This window comes from Micromonospora humidisoli (genome assembly GCF_016900955.1).
GTDB lineage: Bacteria > Actinomycetota > Actinomycetes > Mycobacteriales > Micromonosporaceae > Micromonospora > Micromonospora wenchangensis.
Map to the genome: position 1 here is coordinate 800320 of NZ_JAFEUO010000003.1, position 26828 is coordinate 827147.

Sequence of the window (26828 nt, forward strand, 5' to 3'; positions counted from 1 at the left end):
GGCGTCCGCGCCGGGTCGTGGCCCGCCAGCTCAGCCGAGGCTGAGGCCGATCGCCAGGGCGACGACGGCGAGCAGCGGAGGGACGAGCTGCTTGAGCGCGGCGCTCGCCTTCGACGGTGACGAGACCAGGAGCACCAGACCGGCGGCGACCATCGACCCGGCGCCGACGAAGACCAGCGTCGCGCCGACGGCGTGTGCGCCCACGGCGTACGCGACGATGCCGACGACGATCGCGACGGCCAGGAACAGGTTGTAGAAGCCCTGGTTGAAGGCGAGCTGCCGGGTCACCTCCGCCTCCTCACGGCTGGTGCCGAAGACCGCGCGGGCGCGGGCGCTGGTCCAGACCACCGACTCCAGGTAGAAGATGTAGGCGTGGATGAGGCCGGCGATGCCGGCCAGGACGAGTCCCGCGACGACCACGCCGCTGCCTCCTTCGTTCGCGCGGACGGAGATGTCCGCCACCGTCATTCTCCCTGCCCGCCACGCTCGCCGAGTCGGGTGTTGGCTGTTTGCCGTCGGCCTCCTACGGTGGGGGAGACGTGGGGGAGGCTCAGGTTGTTCGACGCGGGTGACGCGGTGCGTTGGCTCCAGCTCGCCGCACCCCGGGGCGGGCCGGACGACCTGCCGCTACTGGTGAACCGGGTCGCGCCGGCCGTGGACGCCACCGAGATCGTGATCTACCTGGCGGACTACCAGCAGGCGAGCCTGGTGCCACTGCTCGGCGTCGGGCCGGTCCGGGAGAGCCTGTCGATCGAGACGACCCTCGCGGGCAGGGCGTTCACCGGTCTCGACGTGCAACGGGCAGCCGACAATCCGGACCGGATCTGGGTGCCGCTGCTGGTCGGGTGCGAGCGGATGGGCGTCCTGGAGATCGTCTCGCCGGCCGCCGGTGACCGCGCCCTGGACGGGCCCGCCCGGGAGCTGGCGACCTGCGTCGGTCAGCTGGTGGTGAACCGCCGGCCGTACGGTGACGTGGTCGAACGGCTGCGACGGCGGCTGCCCATGCAGGTCGCCGCCGAGATCCTCTGGGGGCTGCTGCCGCCGCTGACCTTCGCCACCGACGACATGGTGCTCACCACCATCCTCGAACCGTGCTACGACGTCGGCGGCGACGTCTTCGACTACGCGCTCAACGGCGACGTGCTCAGCGTCGGGCTCTTCGACACCTGCGGGCACGGCATCAAGGCGAGCACCCTGGCCTCACTCGCGGTCAGCGCCTACCGCAACGCCCGCCGCTGCGGCCTCGACCTGGTCGACACGGCCCTCAGCATCGACAAATGGATACGCTCCGAGCACCCGCACCTGTTCGCCACCGCGCTCCTCGTCGAGCTGGAGCCGAGCACCGGCCGGCTCCGGATGATCAACGCGGGTCACCCGGGCGCCCTGCTGCTGCGCGACGGCAAGGCGATCCGGGAACTGCCGGGCCCGACCGCGCTCCCGCTCGGCCTGGGCCACCTGGCGACCCAGCGCCCCGGGGTGTACGAGGAGGAGCTGCACCCCGGGGACCGCATCCTCGCCTACACCGACGGCATCACCGACGCGCGCGGCGTCGACGGGGAACGGTTCGGGTTGACGCGGCTCGTCGACTTCGTCAACCGGGCACTCAACGACCGGTTGGCCACCCCGGAGACGATGCGCCGGCTGGTGCGCGCGGTGGTCGCGTACCAGGAGGGGCAGCTCGACGACGACGCTACGGCGCTGCTGCTGGAGTGGCGTCCACCGCGTACCCACCTGCCCGACCTGCCCGGGGGCCCGACGCCTGGTCGCTGAGCGACCCGCATGGGGCAGCCGGCGGTGCCGGGACGACGGGTCATCCGTTCGGGTCGGTGTCCCGGTGATCGGGGCGGGGCACCGGGACCGGGTCGGTCCGTGCGGGCCGGTCGGGCTCGGTGAGCTGGAGCAGGCGGTACATGGTGCGCCGCAGCAGCTCCGCGGCGTCGCCCGGGCGGGCGGTCAACGCGCCCAGCACCGCTGCCGGGTCGATCCGGCCGGTGAGAGCGAGCTGGGGCAGCAGGGGCCGGTGCAGGTCCAGCCGGGGCGCGTGCAGGGCGAGCAGGTGTTGCGGCGTACCGGGGGCGGGTGCCGGTTCCGGGGCGGGGAGCACCAGGGTCGGACGTCCGACGGCCGCGGCGTAGGAGGTGACGGAGCCGTGGTCACCGATGACGTGGTCGGCGGCGACCACCGGGGCCCGCCAGTCCTCGGTCGGCTCGGGCAGCAGCAGCCCGGCGTCGAGGCAGTTCCGGAGCCAGGCGCGGATCTGGCGGTGCCCGTGAGCGGCCCAGATTGCCGGGTGTAGCAGCGCGGCGACCCGGTAGCGCTCGGCCGGGAGCTGTGCCATCACCTGCGGTAGCAGGTCGGGCCAACGTCCGAAGCTACCCTCCGGGCCCCAGGTGGAGGCGACCACCACGAGTTCCTGGTGTTCGCCCAGCCCCATGGCCCGTCGGTAGTCCGGGCGGCGGGGCAGGCTGGCGACGAGCCGGTCGACGCAGGGGTCGCCGACGACCACTGCCGTTGCGAGCGCGTCCGGGCACTGCCGTCGCAGCACCTCCACCTCGTATTCGTGGGAGAGGGCGAGAGCCGCCGGGAGCACCCGCCCGTCATGGGTGAGCCGTTGCGCGTCGAGACCGTAGACGGGGTGGTCGGCGGGTGCCGGTACGGCGCTCGGGCCGGAGCGGACCCGCTTGCTGCGTCCGGCTCCGTGGGCGAGCAGTAGCAGGGGCGCGTGGAGTTCATGCAGTCCGCCGTGGGCGGCGGCGAGGCCGAGATCGAAGCGTTCCCGAACGGCCTGCTGCCAGGGCAGGACGAGTGCGCCGAGCCCGTCGAGGAGTTGTTCCACCCGGTGGTTGAAGACGTCCGGGGCGATGGTGAAGACCACCTGCACCCGGGGGTCGCTCTCGACGTACCCGATGACGTCGAGCAACCGGTGGCAGCTCGCGAGGGTGTGGGTCACGACGAGCACGGTGTGGCAGCCCGACCGGGTCACCCAGCGGTCGGCATCGATGCCGATGGGGGCGGGTGGCCACGCCGACGTCATGGCTCGCCCCCCCCTCGACCATCCCACTGTCCGATCAGGACGGTACCGCTGCTGCGGGCCTCCCGTCAGCGGCGGGCGGTCCGCGCAACGGCGACGGCCGGCCGACCCAGAACGCGGAGCGGCCGGGACCGCCGTGGCGGCCCCGGCCGCATCCCGGCCGGCGGTGCGGTCACCCGTCCAGCGGTTTGATCCAGATGTTGCGGTACTGGACCGGGTTGCCGTGATCCTGGAGCCGGATGGCGCCGGCCGCCGGGCCCTCGGGCCGGCTGCCGCCGGTCGGGCCGAGGATCTCCACGTCGTCGTGCACGGTGACGCCGTTCCACACCACGGTGACCCGGGGGTTCGCCACCTTGACGCCGGCCGCGTCGTAGCGGGCCTGGCGGTACTCGATGACGTACGTCTGCCAGGTCTGCGGCGGGCGGGCCGCGTTCACGTCGGGCGCCTTCTGGGTGTAGATGGCGGCGGCGTCGTTGTTCTGCGGCGGGTCGATGCCGAACGAGTCGAGCACCTGGATCTCGTAGCGGTCCTGGAGGTAGACGCCGCTGTTGGCGCGCTGCTGGCCGGTCACCTCCGGTGGGTAGAGCGGCAGGTTGAACTCGACGTGCAGCCGGAAGTCGCCGAAGGCCTGCACGGTACGCAGGTCGCCGCCGCGTACGGTCATGGTGTTGCCGTCGAGCGTCCACTCCGGTTCGCGCCCGTCGGTGTGCTGCCACTCGGTGAGGTCACCGCCGTCGAACAGGGTGATCCGTTCCCCGCGTGGCCGGACGGCGAGCACGTCGAGGTTGACGTGGCCGGAGTCGGCGCTCTCCTTGCGGTACTCGACGATGTTGCGGCCCCGGCGCAGGTGCGCCTTGGTGGTGACGGTGCCCCACTCCTCCCAGGTGACGGTGGACGGGAAGACCGTCTGTCCGATCCGTTTGCCGTTGACGTACAGGCTGAGTTGCTTGGGGCCGGAGAACGGGTTGGGGCCGTTGCTGTAGCGCATCGCCAGGTCGTGGGTGCCGGCCTCGGCCACGTCGACGGAGATCCGGGTGGACGCGCCGTCGTCGGCGAACCCGGCGGCGAACCCGGCACCGGAGTAGGCGGCGTGGTCGGTGGCCATCCCGACGCCGACGGTGCGGCCCTCCTCGGCCTCGAAGAACGTCTGCGGCTGAGCCACCCGGCCGGGGATCTCGTTGAGCGTGTACCAGGCTTCGGTGTTCCACAGCTGCTCACCGTCGACGGCGGAGAACGGGCGCGGCGAGCGGACGTGCACCACCCGGTTCTCCATGAGACCGGGGATGCGCAGCCGGACGGTCCGCCCGTTGGCCGCCAGCACCGCCCTGGTCACGGTGAGTTTCTCCAGGTCGAGCTTGGGACCGCCGTACTGGCTGGTCGCCCCGTAGCGCCACTGCGTCACCTGGTACGCCTCGGCGAGCCGTTGCGCGGTCTCCGGCGACAGCTTCTCGGTGTACTCCAGGTCGAACCCGTTGGCGGTGGCCCGCATCTGCTTGACCTCGAAGGTCGAGGTGCCGTTGGGAGTGAGCTTCTGGAGGCCGTAGCTGAGTTTGCCCTCCTGGCCCCAGTTGCCGCCGGCACCCACGCCGCCCACGTAGAGCGCGCCGTCGGGGCCGAGGGTGACCTCGTTGACGCCGGCCTCCAGGCCCTGGGTGTGCCGGAACACCGCCCCCTGGTACTGCCCCTCGACCTCGTCGAGGTACACCCGCTGCAGGCCGCCGTAGGTGACGTCGCCGACGACGACCTGCCCGGCGTACGGGCCCTGGGTCAACAGCACCGGGCTGGACGGGGAGTTGCCGATCTCGTTCTGCGGGAGCCAGGCGATCGGCCGGGTCACCGGCTTGTCGTCGTACGGCCCGTCGGGGCTGGTGTAGTGGTTGAAAAACGCCCCCTGCTGGATCTGGACCAGCTTGGACGCGGGCAGCCAGCCACCCTGGTTGTCGGTGACGAAAACCTCGCCGCGCGGCCCCCAGCCGATCCCGTTCGGGGTACGCAGCCCACCGGCCACGTACGTGATCTTGCCGGTCCGGGCGTTGACCCTGATCGAGGTGCCCCGGTTCGGTGCGGGCTGGGGCACGGTGGTGGCGCCGCCCTGGTTGATCGCGACCGACAGGTTGAGGTGGAAGAACCCGTCCCGGTAGAGCAGGCCGAACGCGAACTCGTGGAAGTTGCCGCCCCACGGCCAGGTGGCGACCGTACGCCGGTCGTCGGCGACGCCGTCGTCGTCGGTGTCGCGCAGCGCGGTCAGTTCGTGCTTCTGGCTGACGTAGATGGTGCCGTCGACCACGGCGACGCCCTGCGGCTCGCGTAGCCCGTCGGCGAACCGGCGGTACGTCACCTGGTCGGGGCCGGTCGCGCCGGTGACGCCCGTGGCCACCCAGATCTCGCCGGTGGCGTTGTCGGTGCCGCCCCAGGTGCTCAGCACCAGCGCGCCGTCGGGCCGGAACGCCATCCCGGTGACCTGCGGCCGGAACCCGTCGGGGCGCAGGTCGGTGAGGGTGTAGCCGGGGTGCACCCGGTCGAGCGGCAGGCCGTCGCCGGCCGAGTCGGTGGCCCCCTCGCAGTATTTCCAGCCGGGCGCGGTGACCCGGACCACCCCGGCGTCGGTGCTCAGCGCGGAGGTCGGGACGAGGGTGAAGTCGGCGCTGCCCGGTGGACGCCACTCCAGCCGGAGCACCTGGCCGCCGCCGTCGTCGAAGTGCTCGATGCGCAGCGGGTGCCGGCCGGCGGTGAGGGTGGCCGTCCCCTCCTTGGCGGTTTCCCCGTGCAGCCCGTCGTGGTCGACGACGACGGTGTCGCCGATGCTCAGCCGGGAGCCGTCGTCGCTGGTGAGGCGGAAGGCGTAGCTGCCGTCGACGGGGGCGGCCAGGTTGCCGGTGACGTGGCTGACGAACCGGTCGGCGAGTCCGAAGTCGTCGGTGCTACTCCAGTTGACCTGCGGCATCAGCTTGTCGACGTTCGGCGTCTGGGCGGGCTTGAGGGTGCACAGCGCCGACAGCGGGGTGCCCATGTCGTACGTGCGCAGGGTGACGCCGGGTTCCTGCGGCGGGAGGTCGGCGACGGGCGCGGCGGTGGCCGGGGTGACGGACCCGGTGGCGAGGACGGTCGCCAGGGCGGTGCCGGCGGCCACGAGCGCGGATCTGTGTCGCCGCCGGTGCGGGGTGGTCATGGTGCCTCCAGTGGTGGTGGGCCCGGCCGGGGGACCGCGCCACTTTCTGCCGATGGCGGTTCGGTATGGCACGCGTCACACCGAAGATTGATCGCAGACACTAGCACTTTGAATCGAATTGGGGAAACTTTTCGATGTTTGAACAAAAGTCGAGGTGTGCGGGTCGGATCCACCGGCTCGTGGGCTGGTGGGCGGGGTCGGGGGTGAGGCACTATGCCCATGGAATCCGCGCAGCTCAAGCCAGGACTGGTAGGTGAACCGTGCCGCTGCCCCGTCGCGTGGTCGTTTCCGGTGTGGTCGCCACGGCCGTCCTCGGCACGGCGGTGGGCGTCGCCGTCTGGGCCGGCCGGGACGATCCGGCGTACCGACCGCCGACGTCGCGGGTGGTGCAGCCCGGCGCACCCGGCCAACCGGGCCGGCAACTGTCCGGCACCGACCTGGCGCAGGTCTCACCGCCCGGGTTCACCGCCGCCGACAGTCGGTTCGTGCAGGGCATGATCCCGCACCACACCCAGGCCCTGGCGATGACCGCGCTGCTGGCCGGGCGCACCACCAGCCCGGACGTGACGCTGCTGGCCAAGCGGATCGAGGTGTCGCAGGGCGACGAGATCGCCCGGATGCGCACCTGGCTCGCCGAGCGCAACGTGCCGGCCGCTGGCGGTCACGACGGGGCGGCGCACGACGCGCTCATGCCGGGGATGCTTACCGCCGCCCAGTTCGAGCAGCTCAAGCAGGCACGCGGGACGGAGTTCGACAGGCTCTTCCTCACCGCGATGATCCGCCACCACCAGGGCGCACTGACCATGGTGGAGCAGCTGTACGCCGCCGGTGGTGGCCTGGAACCGGCGAGCGACCAGTTCGCCCGGGAGGTCAACGCCGACCAGGGCATCGAGATCCAGCGCATGCAGCAGATGCTGGCCAAGCTCGGCTGACCGGGTCGCCGACCGCGCCGGGTCGCCGACCGCGTCCGGTCGCCGGTGCAGGCCCGGTCGCTGGTCCAGGCCCGCAGGCCGGTGCCGGAGCGGCCGGGGAACGGCCGGGGCCTGCCCAGCATCACTGGGCAGGCCCCGGGTTCAGGCGGTCCGTCGGCCCGGTCGGGCCGGGCGGGTCACCTGTCGAACTGGTCGATCAGCGCCTGGGCGTCGCGGACCAGCAGGTTGCGGGCCCCGATGGCGTTGAGTGCGCGGGCCTGGTCGAGGAAGGTGGTCAGGTGCCCGACCGCCTCCGCCGGCTGGCCTGCGGAGGCCGCCGCGGCGGCCCTGCCGAGGCTGGTGGTCAGCTTGTCGGCGTTGCCCGCGCTGACGGTGCCGGCGGACCGGTAACCGTCGACGAGGGCCTGCAGGTCGGCGATGGACGTCGTGGTGGTGAACGTGACGGACCGTTCGGTGGTGTTACCGGCCTTGTCCTTCGCGGTCACCGTCAGGGTGTGGCTGCCCAGCGGAAGGCCGGACAGGGTGACCGTGGCCCCCCGGGCGACCCGCTTGCCGTCCAGCAGCGCGCTGTCCGGGTTGATGCCGGGCCCGGAGCCGGTGTCGGTGACCGTCCAGTCCACCGTCACCGTGCCGGAGTCGCCGTACGCGGTGCCCTCGGTCAGCCCGGACACCTGCACCTCGGGGGCGGTCCGGTCGATCTTGAGCCACTGGCTGCCCTGCCGGGAGGTGTTGCCGGCCGCGTCGACCGCCCGGTACCGCACCGACCCCTTGACCTCGGCGCTGATCGTCGCGACGCCGCTGGCCGGAACGTCCACCCAGGTCACGCCGTCGTCGACGGAGTACTGGCCGGTCCACATGCCGGGGATCAGGCCGGCCAGGGTGAGCGTGACGGCATCGGTGTACCAGCCGTTGTTACCGGTCGGCTCGGCCGGGCCCACCGTGGCGGAGACCCGGGGGTTGAAGGTGTCCGCGAGGTCCACCACGGCCTGGCGGAGCGTCCCGTACGCTGCGCCATCCAGCCGGTCGGCGAGCGTCCGCAGTTGCGCCTCGGCGGCGAACCGCCTGCCCTCGGCGGCGAACCCGCTGGCCCGGCCCAGGGCCGTGTCGACCTCCGCGCTCAACGCCTCGTCGATCGCGCCGGCCCGTACCCCCTGGTCGTGGTAGGCGCGGACGAGCGCGAAGCTCGGCGTCCAACTGATCTTCGGCTGCCCCTGTGCGTTGAACCCGGCGAGCTTGACCTGGGTGGCGGCCTCGATCTCGGCCGCCGACAGGTGGGCGCTGGGCTTCAGTGCGAACACGTCGAAGCCCCGGGCGATCTCGTTGCCGTACAGGTTGCCGTTGTACCAGTACGCCGACCAGAAACCACCCAGCACGAGCGCGTTCGGGTTGACCGGGCCCCGGTCGAAGTACGCGATTTCGTGCGGGTTCTTCGAGTCGGTGAAGTCGAACACCGAGATGCCACCCTGGTACCAGGCCTGCATCATGACGTCGCGGCCGGGCACCGGGATCAGCGAGCCGTTGTGCGCGACGCAGTTCTCCTGCAACGACTGCGGCACCGGCAGCTTGTAGTAGCTGGCGAAGGTCATCTTCCGGTCGACGATGTCGAAGATGGCGTTGGCGCCCCACTGCGGCAGGTCGGTGTCCCGGCAACGTGCGCCGCTGCCACCGCCCCACTCGTCGGTGAAGATCACCTTGGTGCCGTCGTTGTTGAACGTCGCCGAGTGCCAGTACGCGAAGTTCGGGTCGGCCACCTCGTCGATCCGCTTCGGGTTCGCCGGGTCCGAGATGTCGATCAGGATGCCGTTGCCCTGGCACGCGCCGGCCGCCAGCCCGATCTCCGGGTACGCGGTGATGTCGTGGCAGGCGTTGGTGTTCGGCGTCGGCGACCAGGTCGACCCGGACGGGTGCCGGGGCGTGACCGGGCCGTTCTGGAGGCCGTCGACCCGACCGGTGACCGGGTCCTGGAACAGCCTCGGCTGGTTCACCACGGCGGCGTCCTGCGGCGCGGCCAGCGGCACCTTGATGACGTCGATCCGCCACCGCGACGGGTTCTCCCCGTCGGCGGCGTTGTTGTTGCAACCCTCCATCGTGGTCGCCGGCCGTACCGAGGTGGTGCCGGAGACGTAGACGTAGATGTTGTCGGCGTCGCGGGGGTCGGTCACCACGGAGTGCGTGTGCGAGCCACGGCAGAGTTGGACGGCGGCCACCTGCACCGGGCTGCGGACGTCGCTGATGTCGAAGACCCGCACCCCCTGGAACCGGGTGCCGACGTTGGGGTTGGTGCCGCAGTCGACCCGGCCCCGGCTCTCCTCGACCGACATGAACAGCAGGTTGCCGTGCACGGAGAGGTCGCCCTGCCCGCCGGGGCACACCACGCTGGTGACCAGCGTCGGCTCGGCCGGGTCGGCGACGTCGGTGATGGTGAACCCGTTGTAGTTGCCCTGGAAGGCGTACCGGCCGCCGAAGGCGAGATCCGAGTTGTAGTACCCGCCGTTGCCCGGGTTCGTCGGGTCGACGAACCCGGCGGGCTTGTCGCGGTGCGCGACGTGTTCCAGGTTGCTGATCGCGGACTGCGCGTCGAGCCAGCCGCCGCCGAGGCCGACGCGCGGATCGGGCTCCGCCGCCGACGCGGTGCCGGGGAGCACGCCGGCCAGCAGCAGCCCCGCGGCTATCAGGCCGAGGGCCCGTCGACCCCGGCGTGCCCTGGTGGTTGGGGGAGTTGTCATGTGTCGCCTTCCGATCGAAGACCAGCCGCGACGTCCACATCGGGGGAAAACGCGCCGCGTGAGTAAGGACCGTACCGACGATCAAGTGCTGGTCAAGATGCCCATGTGAGTTATGTACATGTTTGCGCGCCAAGCCGTACGCAATTGCTCCCGGGCGGTCACGCAGCTCACGACAGTCGTAGGAGCAGCCGCCGCGCTCCCTGCGCCACTCGTCGAAACGCGCCCGCATCCCTCCGACACCGGCGGACGTCCCCGAGCGCCCCCGTTCGGAATCTGGCACCGTGGGTACGACGCATGGCGTCACCGGATGTCCGGTACGCCTTGACGAAGGGGGTTCAGGTGGAATTCACGCTGTCGACCCGCCGGGAGGGGGCCGGCACGGTGGTCGAAGTCGCTGGTGACCTCGATATGAGCACCACCCCCCAGCTGCGGGAACGGTTACGCGAAGTGGTCGAGGGCGGCGCCCGGGTGGTGGTGGTCGACCTGGCCGGCGTCGGGTTCATGGACTCCAGCGGCCTCGGCGCGCTGGTTGTCGCCTATCGTGAGCTGCGGGAACGCGGCGGCTGGCTGGGGCTGGCCGGGGTACGCCGGTCGGTCCGCACGGTGTTGTCGATCACCTCGGTCGACCAGGTCATCGACATCTTCGACACGGTGCACGACGCCGAGGCGGCGGCCCGGGCGGCGTGAACGTCCTTCACCGGGACGGGGCGCTGGCCCGGTCGGTGTCCGCACCGGCGGTGCTGCGGCGCGGCCCGTGGTCGCCGTACCAGTCGATGATCATCAGCGTGGCGTCGTCGGCCAACTCGGGGCCGGCGGTGGCCAGCGCCGCGTCCGACAGCGCCCGGACCGCCTCGCGGGGGTGCAACGACGCGATGTCGTGCAGGGCGGCGGGCAGGTCGAGATCGGCGGCGTTGCGTTCGCGCATCCCGTCGGTGACCACGACCAGCCGGTCGCCGGGCCGCAGGACGACCTCCCCGCTGCGGAAGCCCGCCTCGGGGAACATGCCCAGCGGAAAGTTGCCGGGCAGCTCCAGCATCGTGGTCCGGCCGTCGCGGACCAGCATCGGCGGGACGTGCCCGGCGTTGAGCAGTTCGCAGCGCCCGGTGGCCAGCTCGATGCGCCCCAGCACCGCCGTCACGTACGCGCCGCGGACGTTGGCGTGTGTCGCGATGGCGCGGTTGGCCTCCTCGGCCTGCTCGGTGAGGGCCAACCCCCGGCGACGGGTGTTGCGCAGGCTGCCCACCCCCAGGGTGGCGGTCAACGCGCTGGCGACCCCGTGGCCCATCGCGTCGGTGACGCTGAGGTGCAGCGCGTCCCGGGCCACGCTGTAGTCGAAGGTGTCCCCGCCGACGCTCGCCGCCGGCTCCAACCAGCCGGAGAGGGCGAACGCCCCGGCCTCGCAGGTGAACGAGGCGGGCAGCAGCCGACGCTGGATCTCGGCGGAGAGGGTGAACGGGGTGCTGCGCTGCCCCCACTCGAACAGGTCGGTGTGCCGCCGGTTGGCGATCACCACGAACGCCAGCGCGTGCGCCGTACGGGCGACCCGCTCGATCACCTCGGCGTCCGGCTCGTCGGGCAGGTCGATCTCCAGCAGGCCGATGGCCTCACCACGCTCGGTGACCGGGGCGAGCAGTGTCCACCGTCCGTCGCCGGGAAGCACCCGGGGGACCTGGTGACGGACCGCCTGCTCGTAGGGGCCGCCGTCGAGGGGCAGCACCTCGGCGAGTTCCTCACCCTGGCGGCGACCCGGCCCGGCGACGCCCGGCTGGTGGGTGAGCCGGGCCAGGGCCCGGCCGCTGAGATCGGCGATCAGTAGGGAGACACCGAGCGCGTTCAACGCCGTGGCGATCGCCCCGGTGACCGCCTCGACCGCCTCGACCGGCGCGGCGTCCTCGGCCGACTGCAGCATCTCGGCCAGCACGATCTGCTCGCTGTCCTCCATCTGTGGAGCATATGCACTCCCGATGCCGGCCGCCTCACGACGAGCGGCGCGGCGGCGGCCCCGCCCAGTCGTCGTCCGGGCCGTGGCCCGACCGCCGCGGCCGGACGGTCCGGTCAGCGGCGGTTCAGCGCGGACTCCAGCCGACGGATCAGCGTCCTACGGCCCCTGCCCCGGCGTTCGGCCCGCAGGGCGGCCCGGAGCTGTGCGGTGTCGAGATCGCGGACGTGCTTCGTCGCCTCGGCCACGGTCAGCTCGGTCAGCGAGCCGCCCGAGGTGACGTTGCGGCGGGCGCGTCTGGCCGGGCCGGTGTTGGCCACGTACTGCCGGCCGGAGGTCGACGCCCGGCGCTTGCGCGCGTCGGTGGCCCGTTGCTGCTGCGGGGAGAGCTGCTTCCACGCCCTGTCGGGCAGGTACCTGTCGGTCTCACCGTCGTGCCGGGCCCGGGTGGTGCCCTGCCTGGTCCGCCACTTCTGGTCGCCCCAGCAGCGCAGGGACTGCTGCCGCTCGTCCCTCGGCCCCTGGTAGCCGCCGCCGCGCTGCTGGTACTCGCGGGTCAGCAGTTGCGACTTGCGGGCCGACCACTGCCCCGGTCGTCCGCCCCGGTCGCCGGCCCGGATCTCCTCCTTGAGCTGCTCGCGCAGCTCGGGTTTCGTGTAGCGCGCCATGGGCGCGGATTACCCGTGGCCGCCGGCCGTACTCACCCTCGCGGCGGCCCGGTCGCGCCGCGTGGCCGGCGACCGGCCGGGCGGGTCACCTGCTGAACGCCTCCCGCCGGCAGGCCGTCATCTTGGGCGACTGGAAGTCACCGTTCGGGCCGACCTCGGTGATGCCGAACTCGCCGTCCTCGTCGGGCGCGGTCAACCGGTAACCGGCCTTCTTGGCGCACTGGTACCACTCGCGCTGGTTGTCGCGGAACGCCGCGTTGTCCGTACGCTTCTGACGCTCCTCGAAGAACTCCGGCTCCGTCGACCGGCACGCCGCCCGTACCCGCTTCGCCTTCGGGTCGTTCTGGCTCTCCTTCCAGATCACCATCCGGCCGTCCTCGTAGCCGGGGCCGCCCTCCTTCGCCACACACCGCCCCCAGGCCGCGCGCAGGGCCTCGATCTCGTCGTTGGTGGCGTCGAGGGGGATCAGCGGACGCCGGTCCTCGACGTCGGCGGGACCGGCGGCGCGGGCGGTGGGGCTCTGCACCGAGGCCACCGGTGGGCGGTCGGCCCGGTCGTCGGTCGGGGCGGCGGAACAACCGACGAGCAGGCAACCGACCACCAGCGCCGGTGCGGCGAAGCGACGGGCCGTGGTGCGGAACGTGTGCGACATGCTGCCCACGATCGGGGCGCGATGTCAGGAACCCGTGTGGATTCCCCGGACCTGACAGGTTTCTGAAAAGCCGTCGCCATGCTCGCGGTGTGTCAACAGAACAGTCCCCAGCGCAGAGCCCACCGCGCCGTACCGGTCGCCGCGTCGTCGTCCCGGCGGTGCTGATCCTGGTGCTGGCGGTCGTCGTCAGCGGCGTCGTCTGGTCGGTCCACCGCGGCCCGGCCACGGCCGGCGGGGACCCGCCGGTCCCGGTGCAGACCACCACCGTCGTGCGGACCGACCTCGCCAGCACCGTGTCGCTGACCGGCACCCTCGGGTACGGGCGGGCGGAGCCGGTGAAGGGCGGCCGGAGCGGGACGGTCACCTGGCTGCCGCCGGCCGGCGCGACGGTCACCCGGGGCAAGCAGCTCTACCGGATCGACGACCAGCCGGTGCCGCTGTTCTACGGCGGCCTGCCGCTCTACCGCGACCTGGCCGAACCCGGCACGGTCGGCCGCGACGTGCGGGTCGTCGCCACCAACCTCAAGGCGCTGGGGTACGAGATCGGCTACCAGCCGGTACCGGGGGAGAAGGTCTCCCGACCGGTGAAGGCCGCCGCCGCGTCGCCTGCCGGGCAGCAGGACGCGGCACCGGAACCGGGCAGGGGTACGTCCGGGCAGGGCGCGGCGGCACCCACGCCGACGGCTTCCGCCCCGGCCCGGGTCGTCGTCCGCAAGGGCGAGGGGGTGCTGACCGGCTCGCTGATGCGGGCCATCAAGCGCTGGCAGCAGGACGCCGAACTGCCGGTGACCGGCCGGATCGCCGTCGGCGACGTGGCCGTGCTGCCCGGTGCGGTCCGGGTCGACGCCGTCACCGCGCTGCGCGGCGACCCTGCCGAGACGCCGCTGTTGACCGTCACGCCGACCGCGAAGGTGATCACCGTGCAGGCCGAGGTGGCCGAGGCCGGCACGATCCAGCGGGGCGACCGGGTGACGGTGACGCTGCCGGGCGACAAGACCGTCGACGGCACCGTATCGGCGGTCGCCACCGCCGTCACCCAGGACGACGCCGGCCCGACCGCCACGCCGAAGCGGGCCGTCACGGTGACCGTGGACGACGACCTGACCGGGATCGACGCCGCCGACGTGCAGGTCGACCTGGCCGGCGAGACCCGGGAGGGCGTCCTCGCCGTACCGGTCGGCGCGCTGGTGGCGCTCAGCGAGGGTGGCTACGCGCTGCAACTGGCCGACGGGGGACGGTTCGTCGCCGTCACCACCGGCATGTTCGCCAAGGGCATGGTCGAGGTCTCCGGCGACGGGATCACCGAGGATCTCGCGGTGGTGACCGCCTCGTGACCGTGCTGGCCGTACGCGACGCCGCCATGCGCTACCCGGGCGGGGTCACCGCCCTCGCCGGCGTCTCGCTCGACATCACCGAGGGTGAGATGCTGGCCATCGTCGGCCCGTCCGGTTCCGGCAAGTCGACCCTGCTGCACATCATGGGCACGCTGGACCGGCCGACCTCCGGCACGGTGCACCTCGGCGGCCTCGACGTCGCCGGGCTCTCCGACCGGCAGTTGTCCGCGCTGCGCGGGCGCTGGCTGGGCTTCGTCTTCCAGCAGTTCCACCTCACCGCCGGGCTCACCGCCGCCGAGAACGTCGCCACCGGCCTGCTCTACGCCGGGGTGCCCCGCCGGGACCGCCGGCCGCTGGCCCTCGCGGCGCTGGACCGGGTCGGCCTGGCGCACCGCGTCACCCACCTGCCGCACCAGCTCTCCGGCGGGGAACGGCAGCGGGTGGCGATCGCCCGCGCCCTGGTCCACCAACCCGCGCTGCTGCTCGCCGACGAACCCACCGGCGCGCTGGACACCCGTACCGGCCAGGCCGTCCTGGAGTTGCTGTACCGGCTGCACGCGGAGGGCACCACCATCGCCGTGATCACCCACGACCGGGACATCGCCGCCCGCCTGCCCCGCCGGGTGGAGCTGCGCGACGGCCACCTGGTCGCCGACTCCGGCCGGGTGGTGACGCCCCGATGAACACACCCACCACCGGGGGTACGCCGCACCGGGCGCATCCGGGTACGGCCCGCGAGGCCGCCCGGCCGGTCCGGCTGGCCGTGACCGACCTACTCGGTCTGGGGCTGCTCGGCATCCGTACCCGGCGCACCCGGGCCGCGCTGTCGGCGCTCGGCATCGCCATCGGGATCGCCACCATGATCGTGGTCACCGGCATCCCCGCCTCCAGCCAGGCCCAGCTGATGCGGGAACTCTCCGCGCTCGGCACGAACATGCTTGAGGTGCGGGCGCTGCCCGACCAGGACCCACCGGCGCTGCTGCCGACGGAGTCGACCGCCATGGTCCGGCGGGTGGGGCCGGTGACCAGTGTCAGCGCGGTCGCCAACACCCACCTGCTGGTCCGCCGCTCCGACCGTACCGATCCTGACGACGGCTCGGGTCTGACGGTGCTGGCCAGCCAACTCGACCTGCTCCCGATCATCAACGCCCGGGTACAGCACGGAAGCTGGCTCACCCCGGCGACGGCGCGTTTCCCCACCGTGGTGCTCGGCGCGGTCGCGGCGGTCCGGCTGGGCGTCCGCGACGTGCCCGCCGGGGGTGGCCCCGGCCAGCAGGTGATGATCGGCGACAGGTGGTTCACCGTGGTCGGCATCCTGGCCGCCGTACCGCTGCTGCCGGACATCGACCGGTCGGTGCTGGTCGGCTGGCCGGCCGCGCAGTCCGAGCTGGGCTTCGACGGGCATCCCACGGTGCTCTACGTCCGGTCGCTGGAGCCGGCGGTCGAGCAGGTGCGGGCGGTGCTGCCCGAGACGGTCAACCCGCAGAGCCCGGCCGACGTGCTGGTCAGCCGCCCCTCCGACGCGCTGGCCGCGAAGCGCGCCACCGAGAACGCCTTCTCGTCGCTGTTTTTGGCCCTGGCCGCGGTGGCGCTGCTGGTCGGCGGAATCGGGGTGGCCAACACGATGGTCATCTCGGTGCTGGAACGACGGGCCGAGATCGGCCTGCGGCGTGCGCTGGGCGCGCACCGGGGGCAGATCCGTGGCCAGTTCCTCACTGAGTCGGTGGCCCTGGCGTCGTTGGGCGGGATCGTCGGGACGCTGCTCGGGCTGGCCGTGACCGCCGGCTACGCCGCGTACCACCAGTGGCCGGTGGTGATCCCGTTGGCCTCGACGCTGGCCGGGCTGGGCGGTGCGGCGGTGGTGGGCGTGGTGGCCGGCGTCTACCCGTCGATGCGGGCCGCCGCCCTGCCGCCGACGGAGGCGCTGGCCAGCATCTGAGCCGGCCGCCGACCGGGCGTCCGTCCCGACCGGTAGGTGCCGCCGGCCGCGGCCGGGTCGCGGCCCGGCCGCCGCAGTTAACGGTCACATACGCCGACGGGGCCGGATCCCGAAAAGTTGCGAGCCGCCCGGACCGATAGTTTCGAGAACGGCTCCCGGTCCCCGGACCGGCCGGCCCGTCCCGGTGCCGGCCGGTCCACGGTCCTCGGCGGCTCGGCCGAGGGGTGCACGGTGCTCGCGGATCCGCTTACGGTAAGGCCGCTGACCAGCAGGGACGGTGTGGTCGGGTCGGCGGTGGCCGGGTCGTCGCGGGTGGACATGCCCCGGCGTGCCGGGCCGCCCGGCCGGGGGGACACGGGTGGCGTCACGGTGCCACGACGCACCCGCTCCGGCGGCCGGCGTCGCTCGTCCGGTTGAGTATGTTATCGATAACCTGCTATCTTTCGGCCGGGAGCGAAGGGCACGCTTCCCGTCGTCGCAGTCCGTTGGCAGCGGAACCCGAGGGCACCCCTCGCGCCGCCCTGCCGGTCGACGACCACGTCCGGGCCGCTCCACCGAGCCGTTGTGCCGTCCGCGCCGAACGGGCGCGTCCGCCCACCCGAGTCGCCCTGCCCAGGCGGGAGACGGGGTGCGGGTCGTTCACCGCATCCTGCCGTCCACCGGCCATCGCCGGGTCGACTCGCGTATCACCACCGGGACACCAGACCCATGGCAAGGAGCCAAGCAATGGTCAGACACAGACACCTACTCCCGACCATCGCCGCCGCAGCCGTCCTGCTCGCGGCGACCGTCGGCGGCGCGCTGAACGGCGGCCTCTCCGCGACGGCGGAGGCGGCGACGAACGGCACCCTCGCGGCGACGGCCGGCTGCGGCAAGGCCCCCACATTGAGCAACGGGACGCGCACGATCACCAGCAGCGGGCAGAACCGCAGCTACATCCTGCGGATTCCGGACGGCTACGACCGCAACCGTCAGTACCGGCTGGTCGTCGGCTTCCACTGGTTGAACGGCTCGGCGCAGAACGTCTCCTCGGCCGGCTACTACGGCCTGCTGCCGCTGTCCAACAACAGCACGATCTTCGTCGCCCCGCAGGGTATCGACGCCGGCTGGGCCAACACCAACGGCCGGGACCTGACCCTCTTCGACGACATCCTCCGGCAGGTCGAGAACGACCTGTGCGTGGACACCACCCAGCGTTTCGTGCTGGGCTGGAGCTACGGCGGCGCGATGAGCTATGCGGTGGCCTGCGCCCGGCCCACCGTCGTGCGCGCGGTCGCGGTGCTGTCCGGCGCCCAGCTCAGCGGCTGCAGCGGCGGAACCCAGCCGGTGCCGTACTTCGGCATCCACGGCACCCACGACAGCGTGCTCAACATCTCGATGGGCCGGTCGCTGCGTGACACGTTCGTCCGGAACAACGGGTGCACCGCGCAGAGCCCGCGTGAGCCGGGCCTGAACACCTTCACCCACATCACGACCGTCTACTCGGGCTGCCGTTCCGGCTTCCCGGTGCAGTGGGCCGCGTTCGACGGTGACCACACCCCCAGCCCGGTCGACGGGTCGGGCACCCCCAACGACTCGCGGACCTGGACTTCGGGGGAGATCTGGCGCTTCTTCAGCCAGTTCCAGTCCACCACGCCGCCCACCACGCCCCCGCCGACCACCGCTCCGCCGACGACTCCGCCGCCCACCACCGCCCCGCCGACCACGCCGCCGCCGACCACCCCGCCGCCCACCAGCGGACCGGGCGGCTGCACCGCCACCTACAAGGCGGTCAACAGTTGGCCCGGCGGTTTCCAGGGTGAGGTCACCGTGGCCAACACCAGCTCCGGCGCGATCACCGGCTGGGCCGTGGGTCTGAGCCTGGGCAGCGGCCAGGCGCTCAGCAGCGTCTGGAACGGCGTCAACACCGGCACCACCGGCAACGTCACCGTCCGCAACGCCGCCTACAACGGCGCGCTGGCCCCCAACGGTTCGACCACGTTCGGGTTCACCGCCACCGGCAACGGCACCCCGCCGCCCGGCAACATCACCTGCGCCATCTCCTGATCACGGACGCCCTCAGGGCCCGGAGCCACCCGGCTCCGGGCCCGCCGTCCGTTCCGGGCCCGGTCGGTGTCGCGGGTCTGCCGCCCGGGTGAGACGTGGCGGGTCTTATTGCCAATAACTGGCAACTACGCGATAGTGGCAGCAGTGGCGGGTACCCGGGCCTGCGATGATCCGACCTGGCCCGAGTGCCCGCCCCGCTGTCGACCCACGATTCAAGGAGCTGCTGGTGGGCCTCTACTCGCTGCCCGACATGCCGTACGACTACGGTGCACTGGAGCCGGCCATGTCCGGCGAGATCCTGGAGCTGCACCACAGCAAGCACCATGCGGCGTACGTCAAGGGCAGCAACGACGCCCTGGAACAGCTCGCCGAGGCCCGGGACAAGGGCGACTTCGCGGCGCTGGTCGGGTTGGAGAAGACGTTCGCGTTCAACCTGTCCGGGCACGTGCTGCACTCGATCTTCTGGAACAACCTCTCCCCGGACGGCGGTGACCGGCCCGACGGGGAGTTGGCGGCGGCGATCGACGAGCACTTCGGCTCGTTCGACGGCTTCGCCGGGCAGCTGTCGGCGGCGACCAAGAGCGTGCAGGGCTCCGGCTGGGGCGTCCTGGCCTGGGAACCGCTGGGGCAGCGGCTGATCGTGGAACAGGTCTACGACCACCATGGCAACGTCGGGCAGGGCTCCACCCCGCTGCTGGTGTTCGACGCCTGGGAGCACGCCTACTACCTGCAGTACCGCAACGTCCGTCCGGACTACGTCGACCGGCTGTGGAACCTCGTCGACTGGGCCGACGTGACCGCCCGCTTCGACGCCGCCCGCGCGACCGCCCCGAAGCTCTGACCGGCGTGACCGGCCCCGTTCCGGTCGCCGCCGACCTCGTCCAGCGTGCCGCCGGGGTCATCGCCGCCCGCCGTCGCGGTGACCTCGCCGGGGCGGAGGCGCTGCTGGCCTCGTTCGACACCGAGCAGGCCCGCACCCTCGGCTTCTACCTGCTCGCCGACCTCGCCCTCGGGCTGGTCCGCGCGCAGACCGGGGAGTCGCTGGACGACCTGGTCCGGCAGCTCACGCTGCTTGTGGCCGACACCTCTCCGCCGCCCGCCCCCTGATCCACCGGCCTCCTGGAGCACCGCCGCGTCGAGCGTCGACGCGGCGGTGCTCCACCGCGACATCCCAGGAGTACGTCATGGTCAAGCCCCGCTCCGTACGCGTGCCGGCATTGCTCGGCATCGCCCTGGCCGTCGTCGCCGGCTGCACGTCCCCGACGCCGTCGTCCACCGGCGGAGCCGCAGGCGGTCCGGTCGTGGTGGCCACGGCGGGTGAGCCGGAGACCCTCAACCCGGTGCTCAACTACGGCCCCGACGGCGCGTCGCTCATCTTCGACGGGCTGGTCGCCCGGGACGCCCGCAACCAGCTCGTGCCGGCCCTGGCCCGGGAACTGCCGACGGTGTCGGCGGACGGCCGGACGGTGACGGCGACGCTGCGCGAGGGGGTGCTGTTCCACGACGGCAGCCCGCTCACCGCCGGGGACGTCGTCTTCACCTACCAGGCGGTGCTGGACCCGAAGGTCGACTCGACGCTCCGCTCGGACCTCGACATGCTCGCCTCCGTCGCCGCCCCCGACCCGTCCACCGTGGTCTTCACCCTCAAGCACCCGTACGCGCCGTTCGTGCAGCGGCTGGCGCTGGGCATCGTGCCGGCGAAGGCGTTCGAGGGGCAGGACGTCAACAAGGCGGAGTTCAACCGCCTGCCGATCGGCACCGGGCCGTACCGGATGACGTCGTGGACGCCGGGGGACCGGCTGGTGCTGGCGGCGAACGAGCGGTACTGGGGCGGTAAGCCGGCGAACCCGGGCGTGGTGGTGGCGTTCGTCGCCGACGACAACGTCCGCGCCCAGCGGATGCGGGCCGGCGAGTTCGACGCGGCCGAGCTGCCGCCGAAGCTGGCGACCGGATTCGACGGCCAGCGCGGTCAGCAGGTGCACAAGGTCCCGACCGCCGACTACCGGGGCGTGATGCTGCCGATGGGCAACCCCGTGCTGGGCGACCTGGCGGTCCGCCGGGCGCTGAGCACGGCGGTGGACCGGCAGGCCATGGTGACCGGGGTGCTCGGCGGGGCGGGGGAGCCGGCGTTCGGCCCGGTGCCGCCCACCTCCGAGTTCGCCGAGCCGTCGATCGCCGGCCGGGCTGCCGCCGACCGGGCCGCCGCCGCCGCGATCCTCGACGCCGCCGGCTGGACCCCCGGCCCGGACGGCATCCGCGCCCGGGACGGGCGGCAGGCCGCGTTCACGCTGATGTACCCGGCCACCGACAGCCTGCGCAAGGAACTGGCCCTGGCGGTCACCGCCGACGCCAGGAAGATCGGCGTCGCGGTCACCCCGCAGGGTCTCACCTGGGACGCGATCACCCCCCGGATGAAGACCGACGCGCTGATCATGGGGTACGGCACCCCGTACGACCCGGATTTCGTGTCGTTCAAGCTGTTCGGTTCCGCCTTCGCCGGACAGGGCTTCTTCAACCCCGGCTCCTACCGGTCCGCCACCGTCGACGCCGCGCTACAGGCCGGGCGGGACAGCGCCGACCCGGCCGCCCGACGGGCCGCGTACGCCACCTTCCAGAAGCAGCTCGCCGCCGACGTGCCGTGGGTGTTCCTCACCTACCTGCAACACACCTACGTGGTGCGCGACAGCGTGACCGGGGTGACCCCCCGGGTCGAGCCGCACGAGCACGACGTCGCCAACAGCCTCTGGTGGAACGTGCACACCTGGGAGAAGAAGGCGTGACGCCACCCGGCCGACGTCGCCGGCTGGCCGGGGCCGGGGTCATGATCCGCCGCCGGCTGCTGGTCGCCGTACCGGTGCTCGCCGCGACCAGCATGGGCATGTTCGCCCTCGGCGCGGCCTCCCCGATCGACCCGGCCCAGCAGTACGCGGGCGCGGCGGCCTTCACCACCACCGAGGAGAACCTCGCGCAGCTCCGCGCGAACTGGGGCGTCGACGACCCGCTGCCGGTGCAGTACGCCCGCTGGGTGGGCAACCTGCTGCGCGGCGACCTCGGCTGGTCCACCAGCCGCCACGAACCGGTCACCTCGGTGCTCGCCGCCCGCGCCGGCTGGACCCTGCTGCTGGTCGGCCTGGCCCTCGCCCTCGTCCTGGTGGCCAGCGTGCTGCTGGGCACCCTGGCCGCGTACCGGCGCGGTGGCGTCTTCGACCGCGCCCTGCGCACCGTCGCGTACGCCGTGCAGTCGATGCCGGTGTTCTGGATCGGGCTGGCCGCGATCGCCGTGTTCGCCCTCACCCTGGGCTGGCTGCCCGCCGGTGGGCTCACCGACCTCACCGCGACCGGCACCGACCCGGCCGACGTGGCCCGGCACCTGGTGCTGCCGGTGACCGTGCTGGCGATCTCCCAGGCCCCGTGGTTCGTGCTGTTCGTCCGGGACGCGGTCGCCGAGAGCCTGCGCGAAGACCACGTGCTGGCCGCCCGCGCCCGGGGGCTGCCCGGCCGTACCGTCCTGTTCGGCCACGCGCTGCGGACGGCGCTGCTGCCCTTCCTCACCCTGGTCGGCACGCACCTGCCCGAACTCGTCGGCGGCGCGGTGCTGGTGGAGACCGTCTTCTCGCTGCCCGGTCTCGGCGCGGTCACCGTGCAGGCCGCGCTGGGCGCCGACTTCCCGCTGCTGGCCGCCACCACCCTGGCCACCACCGTCGTGGTGCTGGCCGCGAACCTGGCCACCGACCTCGGCTACGCCGCCGCCGACCCCCGGGTACGCCTCGATGACTGACCTCGCCCCACCACCGGCCGCCCCGCCCGCCCGACGCCTGCCGCCGCGCCGGCCGGCCATCCTGCTGCGGGGCGGGCGGGCCGGCGCGGGGGTGGCCGCCGCCGTGCTCGTCGTCGCGGTCCTCGCCTGCCTGCTCGCACCACTATTGTGGCCGCTGGACCAGAGCGCGGTCGACCTAACCCGGACCCGGCTCGCGCCCTCGCCCGAACACCTGGCCGGCACCGACGACCTGGGTCGGGACGTGGCCCTGCGCAGCCTCTACGGGCTGCGCGTCTCGCTGCTCGTCGGGGTGGTCGCCGCGCTCGTCGCCACCGTCATCGGTGGTCTCGTCGGCGCGGTCGCCGGCAGCGTCGGCGGGCGCGTCGACCGGGTGCTGATGCGGGTCGTCGACACCGTCGCCGCCCTGCCGCACCTGCTGCTGGGCATCTTCATCGTGGCGATGCTGCGGCCGAGCCTCGGCGCGGTCGTCGCCTCGATCGCGTTGACGCACTGGCTCTCCACCGCCCGGATCGTCCGCTCCGAACTGCTCAGCCTACGGTCCCGCCCGTTCGTCGACGCCGCGATCGCCGGCGGGGCGAGCCGGGCCCGGGTGCTCACCCGGCACCTGCTGCCGCACGTGCTGCCCCGGCTCGCGCTGGCGACCACGCTGATGGTGCCGCACGCCGTCTGGCACGAGACCGCGCTGTCCTTCCTCGGCCTGGGCCTGCCGCCGCATCTCGCCTCGATCGGCAACATGATCAACGACGGTCAGCGGTCCCTGCTCACCGGCGCGTGGTGGGCCAGCATCGTTCCCGGCCTGGCTCTGGTCGCCGTCACCCTCGCCCTGGCCGTGCTCACCGGCCGCTGGCGGGACCGCCTCGACCCCCGCGTACGGGCGGAGTTGCAGCTGTGACCGCGAGCGCAACCGGCACCGTGCCCACCGACGCCGGCCCCCGGCCGGCGCTGCTGACCGTCGACGGGCTGACCGTCCGGTTCCGGCTCCCCGACGCCGTCGTGCACGCCGTCACCGACCTGCGCCTCGACCTGCACCCCGGCGAACTGCTGGCCGTGGTCGGCGAGTCGGGCTGCGGCAAGTCCGTGCTCGCGCACGCCCTGCTCGGCCTGCTGCCCCGCAACGCCACCGTCACCGGGCACGCCCACCTGCACCCGCCGGACGGCACCCCGGTCGACCTGGTCGCGGCGGGTGAACGGCACCTCGCCCGGCACGTCCGGGGCCGGGTCGTCGGCCTCGTCCCGCAGAGCCCGGCCACCGCCCTGACCCCGGTGCGCACCGGCCGGCGGCTGCTGGAGGAGACCCTGCGCGCCCACGGGCACCCCCGCCGCGACGTCGCCGAGGCCGCCGAACGGGCCGCCGCCGACGTCGGCCTGCACCCCGCCGACCTCGACCGATATCCGCACGAGCTGTCCGGGGGGATGGCCCAACGGCTGGCCACCGCCCTGGCACTGGCCCCCGACCCGCCGCTGCTGCTCGCCGACGAACCCACCAGCGGCCTCGACCGGCCGCTGGTGGAGCACACCCTGGACCTGCTGCGCCGCCGCTGCGACGCCGGGGCCGCCGTCCTGCTCATCACCCACGACCTGGCCGCCGCCCGCCGCGTCGCCGACACCGTCGCCGTCATGTACGCCAGCCGCGTCGTCGAACACCGGCCCACCCCGGACCTGTTCGACCGCCCCGCCCACCCGTACACCGCCGGGCTGCTCGACGCCCTGCCCGACCGGGCGTTCACCCCGGTGCCCGGTCACCCGCCGATGCTCACCGACCTGCCCGCCGGCTGTGCGTTCGCTCCGCGCTGCCACCGGGCCACCGACACCTGCCGTACCCCGCCCCGCCCGACGGCCGACGGCACCGGGCAGGTCGCCTGCCACCACCCGCTCACCTCCGGAGCAGCGGCATGACGACCACGGCCGACCATCCGCCCGCCGGGCTCGCCGCGCACCAGGTCACCGTCCACTACGGACGGCAGCGCGTGCTCGACCGGGTCGACCTGCACGTCGCACCCGGGGAGACGGTCGGCCTGCGCGGCCCCTCCGGCAGCGGCAAGTCCACCCTCGCCCGGGTGCTGGCCTTCCTGCACGCCCCGGACGGCGGCCGGATCACCCTCGACGGCGAACCCGTCGCCGGGGTCCGGCACCGGCTGCCCGCCGCCGTACGGACCCGGGTGGCGATCCTGTTCCAGAGTCCCCGCGCCGCCAGTGACCCCCGGTTGAGCCTGGCCGACCTGATCGCCGAACCGTTACGCGCCACCGGAACACCGGCCGGGCAGGTGAGCGCCCGCACGGCCGAGCTGGCCGACCTGGTCGGGCTCACCCCCGACCTGCTCACCCGGCGTCCGCACGCGGTCAGCGACGGGCAGTTGCAACGCGCATGCCTGGCCCGCGCCCTCGTGCACCGCCCCGACCACCTGCTCTGCGACGAGGCCACCGCCATGCTCGACGCCTCCACCCAGGCCCACGTGGCGGCAGTCGTGACCGACTACCAGCGCCGGCACCGGGCGGGCGTGCTGCTGATCACCCACGATCCGGCGCTGCTGGCCCGCTGGGCGACCCGGGTGGTGGACCTGCCGGGGCCGTCGGTGGCGGCGGTGCCCGACCCCGCGACGGCTACCGGACGGGGCCGGTCCGCAGGTAGGTGAGGACGGCGAGCACCCGGCGGTTGGTGTCGTCGCTGGGCGGCAGGTCGAGCTTGGCCAGGATGTTGCCGACGTGCTTACCGATCGCCGCCTCGGTGACGTACAGCCGGGCCGCGATCGCCGCGTTGGAGTGTCCCTCGGCCAGCAGCACCAGCACCTCCCGCTCCCGGGCGGACAGGACGGCGAGCGGGTCGCGGGGGCGGTGCAGCAGGTGCCGCACCACGTCGGGGTCGATGGCCGTGCCGCCGTCGGTGACCCGACGCAGGGTCGCGGCGAACTCGGCGACGTCGGCGACCCGGTCCTTGAGCAGGTAACCGACCCGACGGCGGTCACCGCTGTCGAGCAGCGCCGCGGCGTACCCGGCCTGCACGTGCTGGCTGAGCACCACCACCGCGAGGTGCGGGCGGGCGGCGCGGGCGGTGACGGCGGCCCGTAGCCCGTCGTCGCGGTGCTGCGGCGGCATCCGGATGTCGGTCACCACCAGGTCCGGTTCGTGCGCGTCGACCGCGTCCAGCAGCTCCGGGGCGGAGCCGACGGCGGCGACCACCGCGAAGTCGAACCGGGTCAGCAGGCCGACCATGCCCTCCCGCAGGAGCACCTCGTCCTCGGCGAGCACGACCCGGGTCACCGGGGGCACGGCAGCTCCACCCGCACCAGGGTAGGCCCGCCGGGCGGGCTGGACAGCAGCAGCCGGCCGTCGACGGCGGCGACCCGGTCGGCGAGCCCGGTCAGTCCGCTGCCCCGGGCCGGGTCGGCGTCGCCGCACCCGTCGTCCTCGATCTCGACGACGAGACGGCCGGCGGACCTGGTCAGGCGTACCTCGGCCCGGCCCGCGCGGGCGTGCCGGGCCACGTTGCCCAGGGACTCGGACACCACGAAGTAGGCGGTGGTCTCGACCACCTCCGGCAGCGGCTGCCCGAGGTCGGCCCGGACGTCGACCGGGATGGTGGCCGCCCCGGCCAGTTCCCGGACAGCGCCGGCCAGGCCGAGTTCGGTGAGGTTCTGCGGGCGGATGCCCTGCACGATCTGCCGGAGCGTGACCATCAGCCCCTTCGCCTGCTCGTGCGCGACGGCCAGCGGCCGGGCGGCGGGGGAGTCGTCGGGCACGTCCAGCCGGGCCAAGCCGAGCTGGAGGGTGAGACTGGTCAGCCGGGGCTGCGCGCCGTCGTGCACGTCCCGCTCGATGCGGCGACGCTCAGCCTCGTACGCGTCGACCAGTCGGGCCCGGGAGCGGGTGACCTCCCGCAGCGCCGTGGTGTCGACGGACCCGTCGAGTAGCCAACGGGCCGCCGTCGCCTGGCCGGCGGCGAGCAGGACCGCCAGGTACAGCAGCGCCGGGACACAGAGGACGCCCACGGCCGCGTACGGGATCGCCTGGCGGGGGGTGTCGATCGTGGTCCAGACCACGATGACCGGGTCGTTGCCGCTGGCCAGCCAGGGGCTGGCGATCAGCGTCGCGTCGAGCAGCACGAGCATGAACAGCAGCCAGTACGCCAGCGGCACGAGCCCGCCCAGCAGGAAGGTGTGACCGACCTCCCGCCAGGCCGCGGCGCTGGTGTAGCGGGCCACCAGACCCGTATACCGGGGGCGGTGCAGCGGTCGCGGGTCGACCAGGCGCAGCCGCCACCGCTCGACCACGGCCACCGCGAGGCTGACGACCGGAGCCGACGCGAGCACCAGCAGGGCGACGACGGTGAGGAACACGACGATGGGCAGCTCGACCGGGCGGTCCTGCCGCACCGTGTTGAGCACGGCCATCAGGGGCGCGCCGACGACGAGCAGCCCGATCGACAGGGGTGCGGCGACCGGCAGGGTGGTGGCGAGGTAGGCCAGCGCCCGCCACGGCCACGGGGAGAGCAGGTGGTCGCGTCGGCGCAGCGCCGCCGCCAGGTGCAGGGGTACGTCCGGGGTCATGGTCGAACCCTGTCAGGGCGACGCCGCCCGACCCAGCCCACTGGTCGTAGCGTTGCGGGTATGCCTGGCC

At 73.2% G+C, this 26828-nt stretch carries 23 protein-coding genes; 14 read left to right on the forward strand and 9 right to left on the reverse strand.

Annotated elements, in window-relative coordinates:
* Positions 1-30 precede the first annotated feature (30 nt).
* Complete coding sequence (locus tag JQN84_RS14545; protein WP_281900911.1) at positions 31-462, reverse strand: DUF1304 domain-containing protein; 432 nt, start codon at positions 460-462, stop codon at positions 31-33.
* 93 nt (positions 463-555) lie between these two features.
* On the opposite strand from JQN84_RS14545, the gene JQN84_RS14550 reads away from it, so the two are divergent.
* The gene (locus tag JQN84_RS14550) at positions 556-1770 is read left to right on the forward strand and encodes a PP2C family protein-serine/threonine phosphatase (RefSeq protein ID WP_239485291.1); all 1215 of its coding nucleotides are present in this window, start codon (positions 556-558) and stop codon (positions 1768-1770) included.
* A 40-nt stretch (positions 1771-1810) separates the two neighbouring features.
* Here JQN84_RS14550 and JQN84_RS14555 read toward each other — a convergent pair whose 3' ends face one another.
* On the reverse strand, positions 1811-2950 hold the full coding sequence (locus JQN84_RS14555; RefSeq protein WP_204958860.1) for a hypothetical protein: 1140 nt from the start codon (positions 2948-2950) through the stop codon (positions 1811-1813).
* A gap of 253 nt (positions 2951-3203) precedes the next feature.
* Positions 3204-6200, reverse strand: coding sequence for a 3-keto-alpha-glucoside-1,2-lyase-like domain-containing protein (locus JQN84_RS14560; RefSeq protein ID WP_204958861.1), 2997 nt, complete (start codon positions 6198-6200; stop codon positions 3204-3206).
* Between the two features lie 260 nt (positions 6201-6460).
* Here JQN84_RS14560 and JQN84_RS14565 point away from each other — a divergent pair, with 260 nt between their 5' ends.
* On the forward strand, positions 6461-7132 hold the full coding sequence (locus tag JQN84_RS14565; protein ID WP_204958862.1) for a DUF305 domain-containing protein: 672 nt from the start codon (positions 6461-6463) through the stop codon (positions 7130-7132).
* Between the two features lie 176 nt (positions 7133-7308).
* On the opposite strand, the gene JQN84_RS14570 is transcribed toward JQN84_RS14565, so the two are convergent.
* Complete coding sequence (locus JQN84_RS14570; protein WP_239485292.1) at positions 7309-9858, reverse strand: FIMAH domain-containing protein; 2550 nt, start codon at positions 9856-9858, stop codon at positions 7309-7311.
* 339 nt (positions 9859-10197) lie between these two features.
* Between JQN84_RS14570 and JQN84_RS14575 the strand changes: the two genes are divergently transcribed.
* On the forward strand, positions 10198-10545 hold the full coding sequence (locus JQN84_RS14575; RefSeq protein WP_204958863.1) for an STAS domain-containing protein: 348 nt from the start codon (positions 10198-10200) through the stop codon (positions 10543-10545).
* A 7-nt stretch (positions 10546-10552) separates the two neighbouring features.
* Here JQN84_RS14575 and JQN84_RS14580 read toward each other — a convergent pair whose 3' ends face one another.
* From JQN84_RS14580 to JQN84_RS14590, 3 genes are all read right to left on the reverse strand, one after another.
* Positions 10553-11800 (reverse strand): PP2C family protein-serine/threonine phosphatase, encoded by a 1248-nt coding sequence (locus tag JQN84_RS14580; protein ID WP_204958864.1) that lies wholly within the window; start codon positions 11798-11800, stop codon positions 10553-10555.
* A 113-nt stretch (positions 11801-11913) separates the two neighbouring features.
* Entirely contained in the window at positions 11914-12465 is a 552-nt protein-coding gene (locus JQN84_RS14585) for a hypothetical protein (RefSeq protein WP_204958865.1), read from the reverse strand.
* 85 nt (positions 12466-12550) lie between these two features.
* Positions 12551-13117, reverse strand: a complete 567-nt coding sequence (locus JQN84_RS14590) for a hypothetical protein (protein WP_204958866.1) — start codon at positions 13115-13117, stop codon at positions 12551-12553.
* 89 nt (positions 13118-13206) lie between these two features.
* Between JQN84_RS14590 and JQN84_RS14595 the strand changes: the two genes are divergently transcribed.
* The 11 genes from JQN84_RS14595 to JQN84_RS14645 all read left to right on the forward strand — a co-directional run bounded on the left by JQN84_RS14595 (position 13207) and on the right by JQN84_RS14645 (position 24847).
* Positions 13207-14451 (forward strand): efflux RND transporter periplasmic adaptor subunit, encoded by a 1245-nt coding sequence (locus JQN84_RS14595; RefSeq protein WP_204958867.1) that lies wholly within the window; start codon positions 13207-13209, stop codon positions 14449-14451.
* A gap of 26 nt (positions 14452-14477) precedes the next feature.
* Positions 14478-15134 carry an ABC transporter ATP-binding protein gene (locus tag JQN84_RS14600; RefSeq protein WP_088643779.1) on the forward strand — a complete coding sequence of 219 codons (657 nt, stop codon included), beginning with the start codon at positions 14478-14480 and terminating at the stop codon, positions 15132-15134.
* Positions 15131-16390, forward strand: coding sequence for an ABC transporter permease (locus tag JQN84_RS14605; protein WP_204958868.1), 1260 nt, complete (start codon positions 15131-15133; stop codon positions 16388-16390). The genes JQN84_RS14600 and JQN84_RS14605 overlap by 4 nt, the downstream gene beginning before the upstream one ends.
* A gap of 726 nt (positions 16391-17116) precedes the next feature.
* Positions 17117-18436: a cellulose binding domain-containing protein gene (locus tag JQN84_RS14610; protein ID WP_239485294.1), complete on the forward strand. Its 1320-nt coding sequence runs from the start codon at positions 17117-17119 to the stop codon at positions 18434-18436.
* 166 nt (positions 18437-18602) lie between these two features.
* A complete protein-coding gene (locus JQN84_RS14615) occupies positions 18603-19277 on the forward strand; it encodes a superoxide dismutase (protein WP_239485295.1) in 675 nt (224 codons plus the stop codon).
* Positions 19278-19282: 5 nt separating this feature from the next.
* On the forward strand, positions 19283-19543 hold the full coding sequence (locus JQN84_RS14620) for a superoxide dismutase (protein ID WP_204958870.1): 261 nt from the start codon (positions 19283-19285) through the stop codon (positions 19541-19543).
* Positions 19544-19620: 77 nt separating this feature from the next.
* Complete coding sequence (locus tag JQN84_RS14625; protein WP_204958871.1) at positions 19621-21216, forward strand: ABC transporter substrate-binding protein; 1596 nt, start codon at positions 19621-19623, stop codon at positions 21214-21216.
* Positions 21213-22214: an ABC transporter permease gene (locus tag JQN84_RS14630; protein ID WP_307821212.1), complete on the forward strand. Its 1002-nt coding sequence runs from the start codon at positions 21213-21215 to the stop codon at positions 22212-22214. The genes JQN84_RS14625 and JQN84_RS14630 overlap by 4 nt, the downstream gene beginning before the upstream one ends.
* The gene (locus JQN84_RS14635; protein ID WP_204958872.1) at positions 22207-23106 is read left to right on the forward strand and encodes an ABC transporter permease; all 900 of its coding nucleotides are present in this window, start codon (positions 22207-22209) and stop codon (positions 23104-23106) included. Before JQN84_RS14630 ends, JQN84_RS14635 begins: the two co-directional genes overlap by 8 nt.
* A complete protein-coding gene (locus JQN84_RS14640) occupies positions 23103-24110 on the forward strand; it encodes an ABC transporter ATP-binding protein (RefSeq protein WP_307821213.1) in 1008 nt (335 codons plus the stop codon). Before JQN84_RS14635 ends, JQN84_RS14640 begins: the two co-directional genes overlap by 4 nt.
* The gene (locus JQN84_RS14645) at positions 24107-24847 is read left to right on the forward strand and encodes an ABC transporter ATP-binding protein (RefSeq protein WP_204958873.1); all 741 of its coding nucleotides are present in this window, start codon (positions 24107-24109) and stop codon (positions 24845-24847) included. Before JQN84_RS14640 ends, JQN84_RS14645 begins: the two co-directional genes overlap by 4 nt.
* Here JQN84_RS14645 and JQN84_RS14650 read toward each other — a convergent pair.
* Complete coding sequence (locus JQN84_RS14650; RefSeq protein ID WP_204958874.1) at positions 24816-25481, reverse strand: response regulator transcription factor; 666 nt, start codon at positions 25479-25481, stop codon at positions 24816-24818. The genes JQN84_RS14645 and JQN84_RS14650 overlap by 32 nt on opposite strands.
* A complete protein-coding gene (locus JQN84_RS14655; protein ID WP_204958875.1) occupies positions 25469-26758 on the reverse strand; it encodes a sensor histidine kinase in 1290 nt (429 codons plus the stop codon). The genes JQN84_RS14650 and JQN84_RS14655 overlap by 13 nt, the downstream gene beginning before the upstream one ends.
* Positions 26759-26828 lie beyond the last annotated feature (70 nt).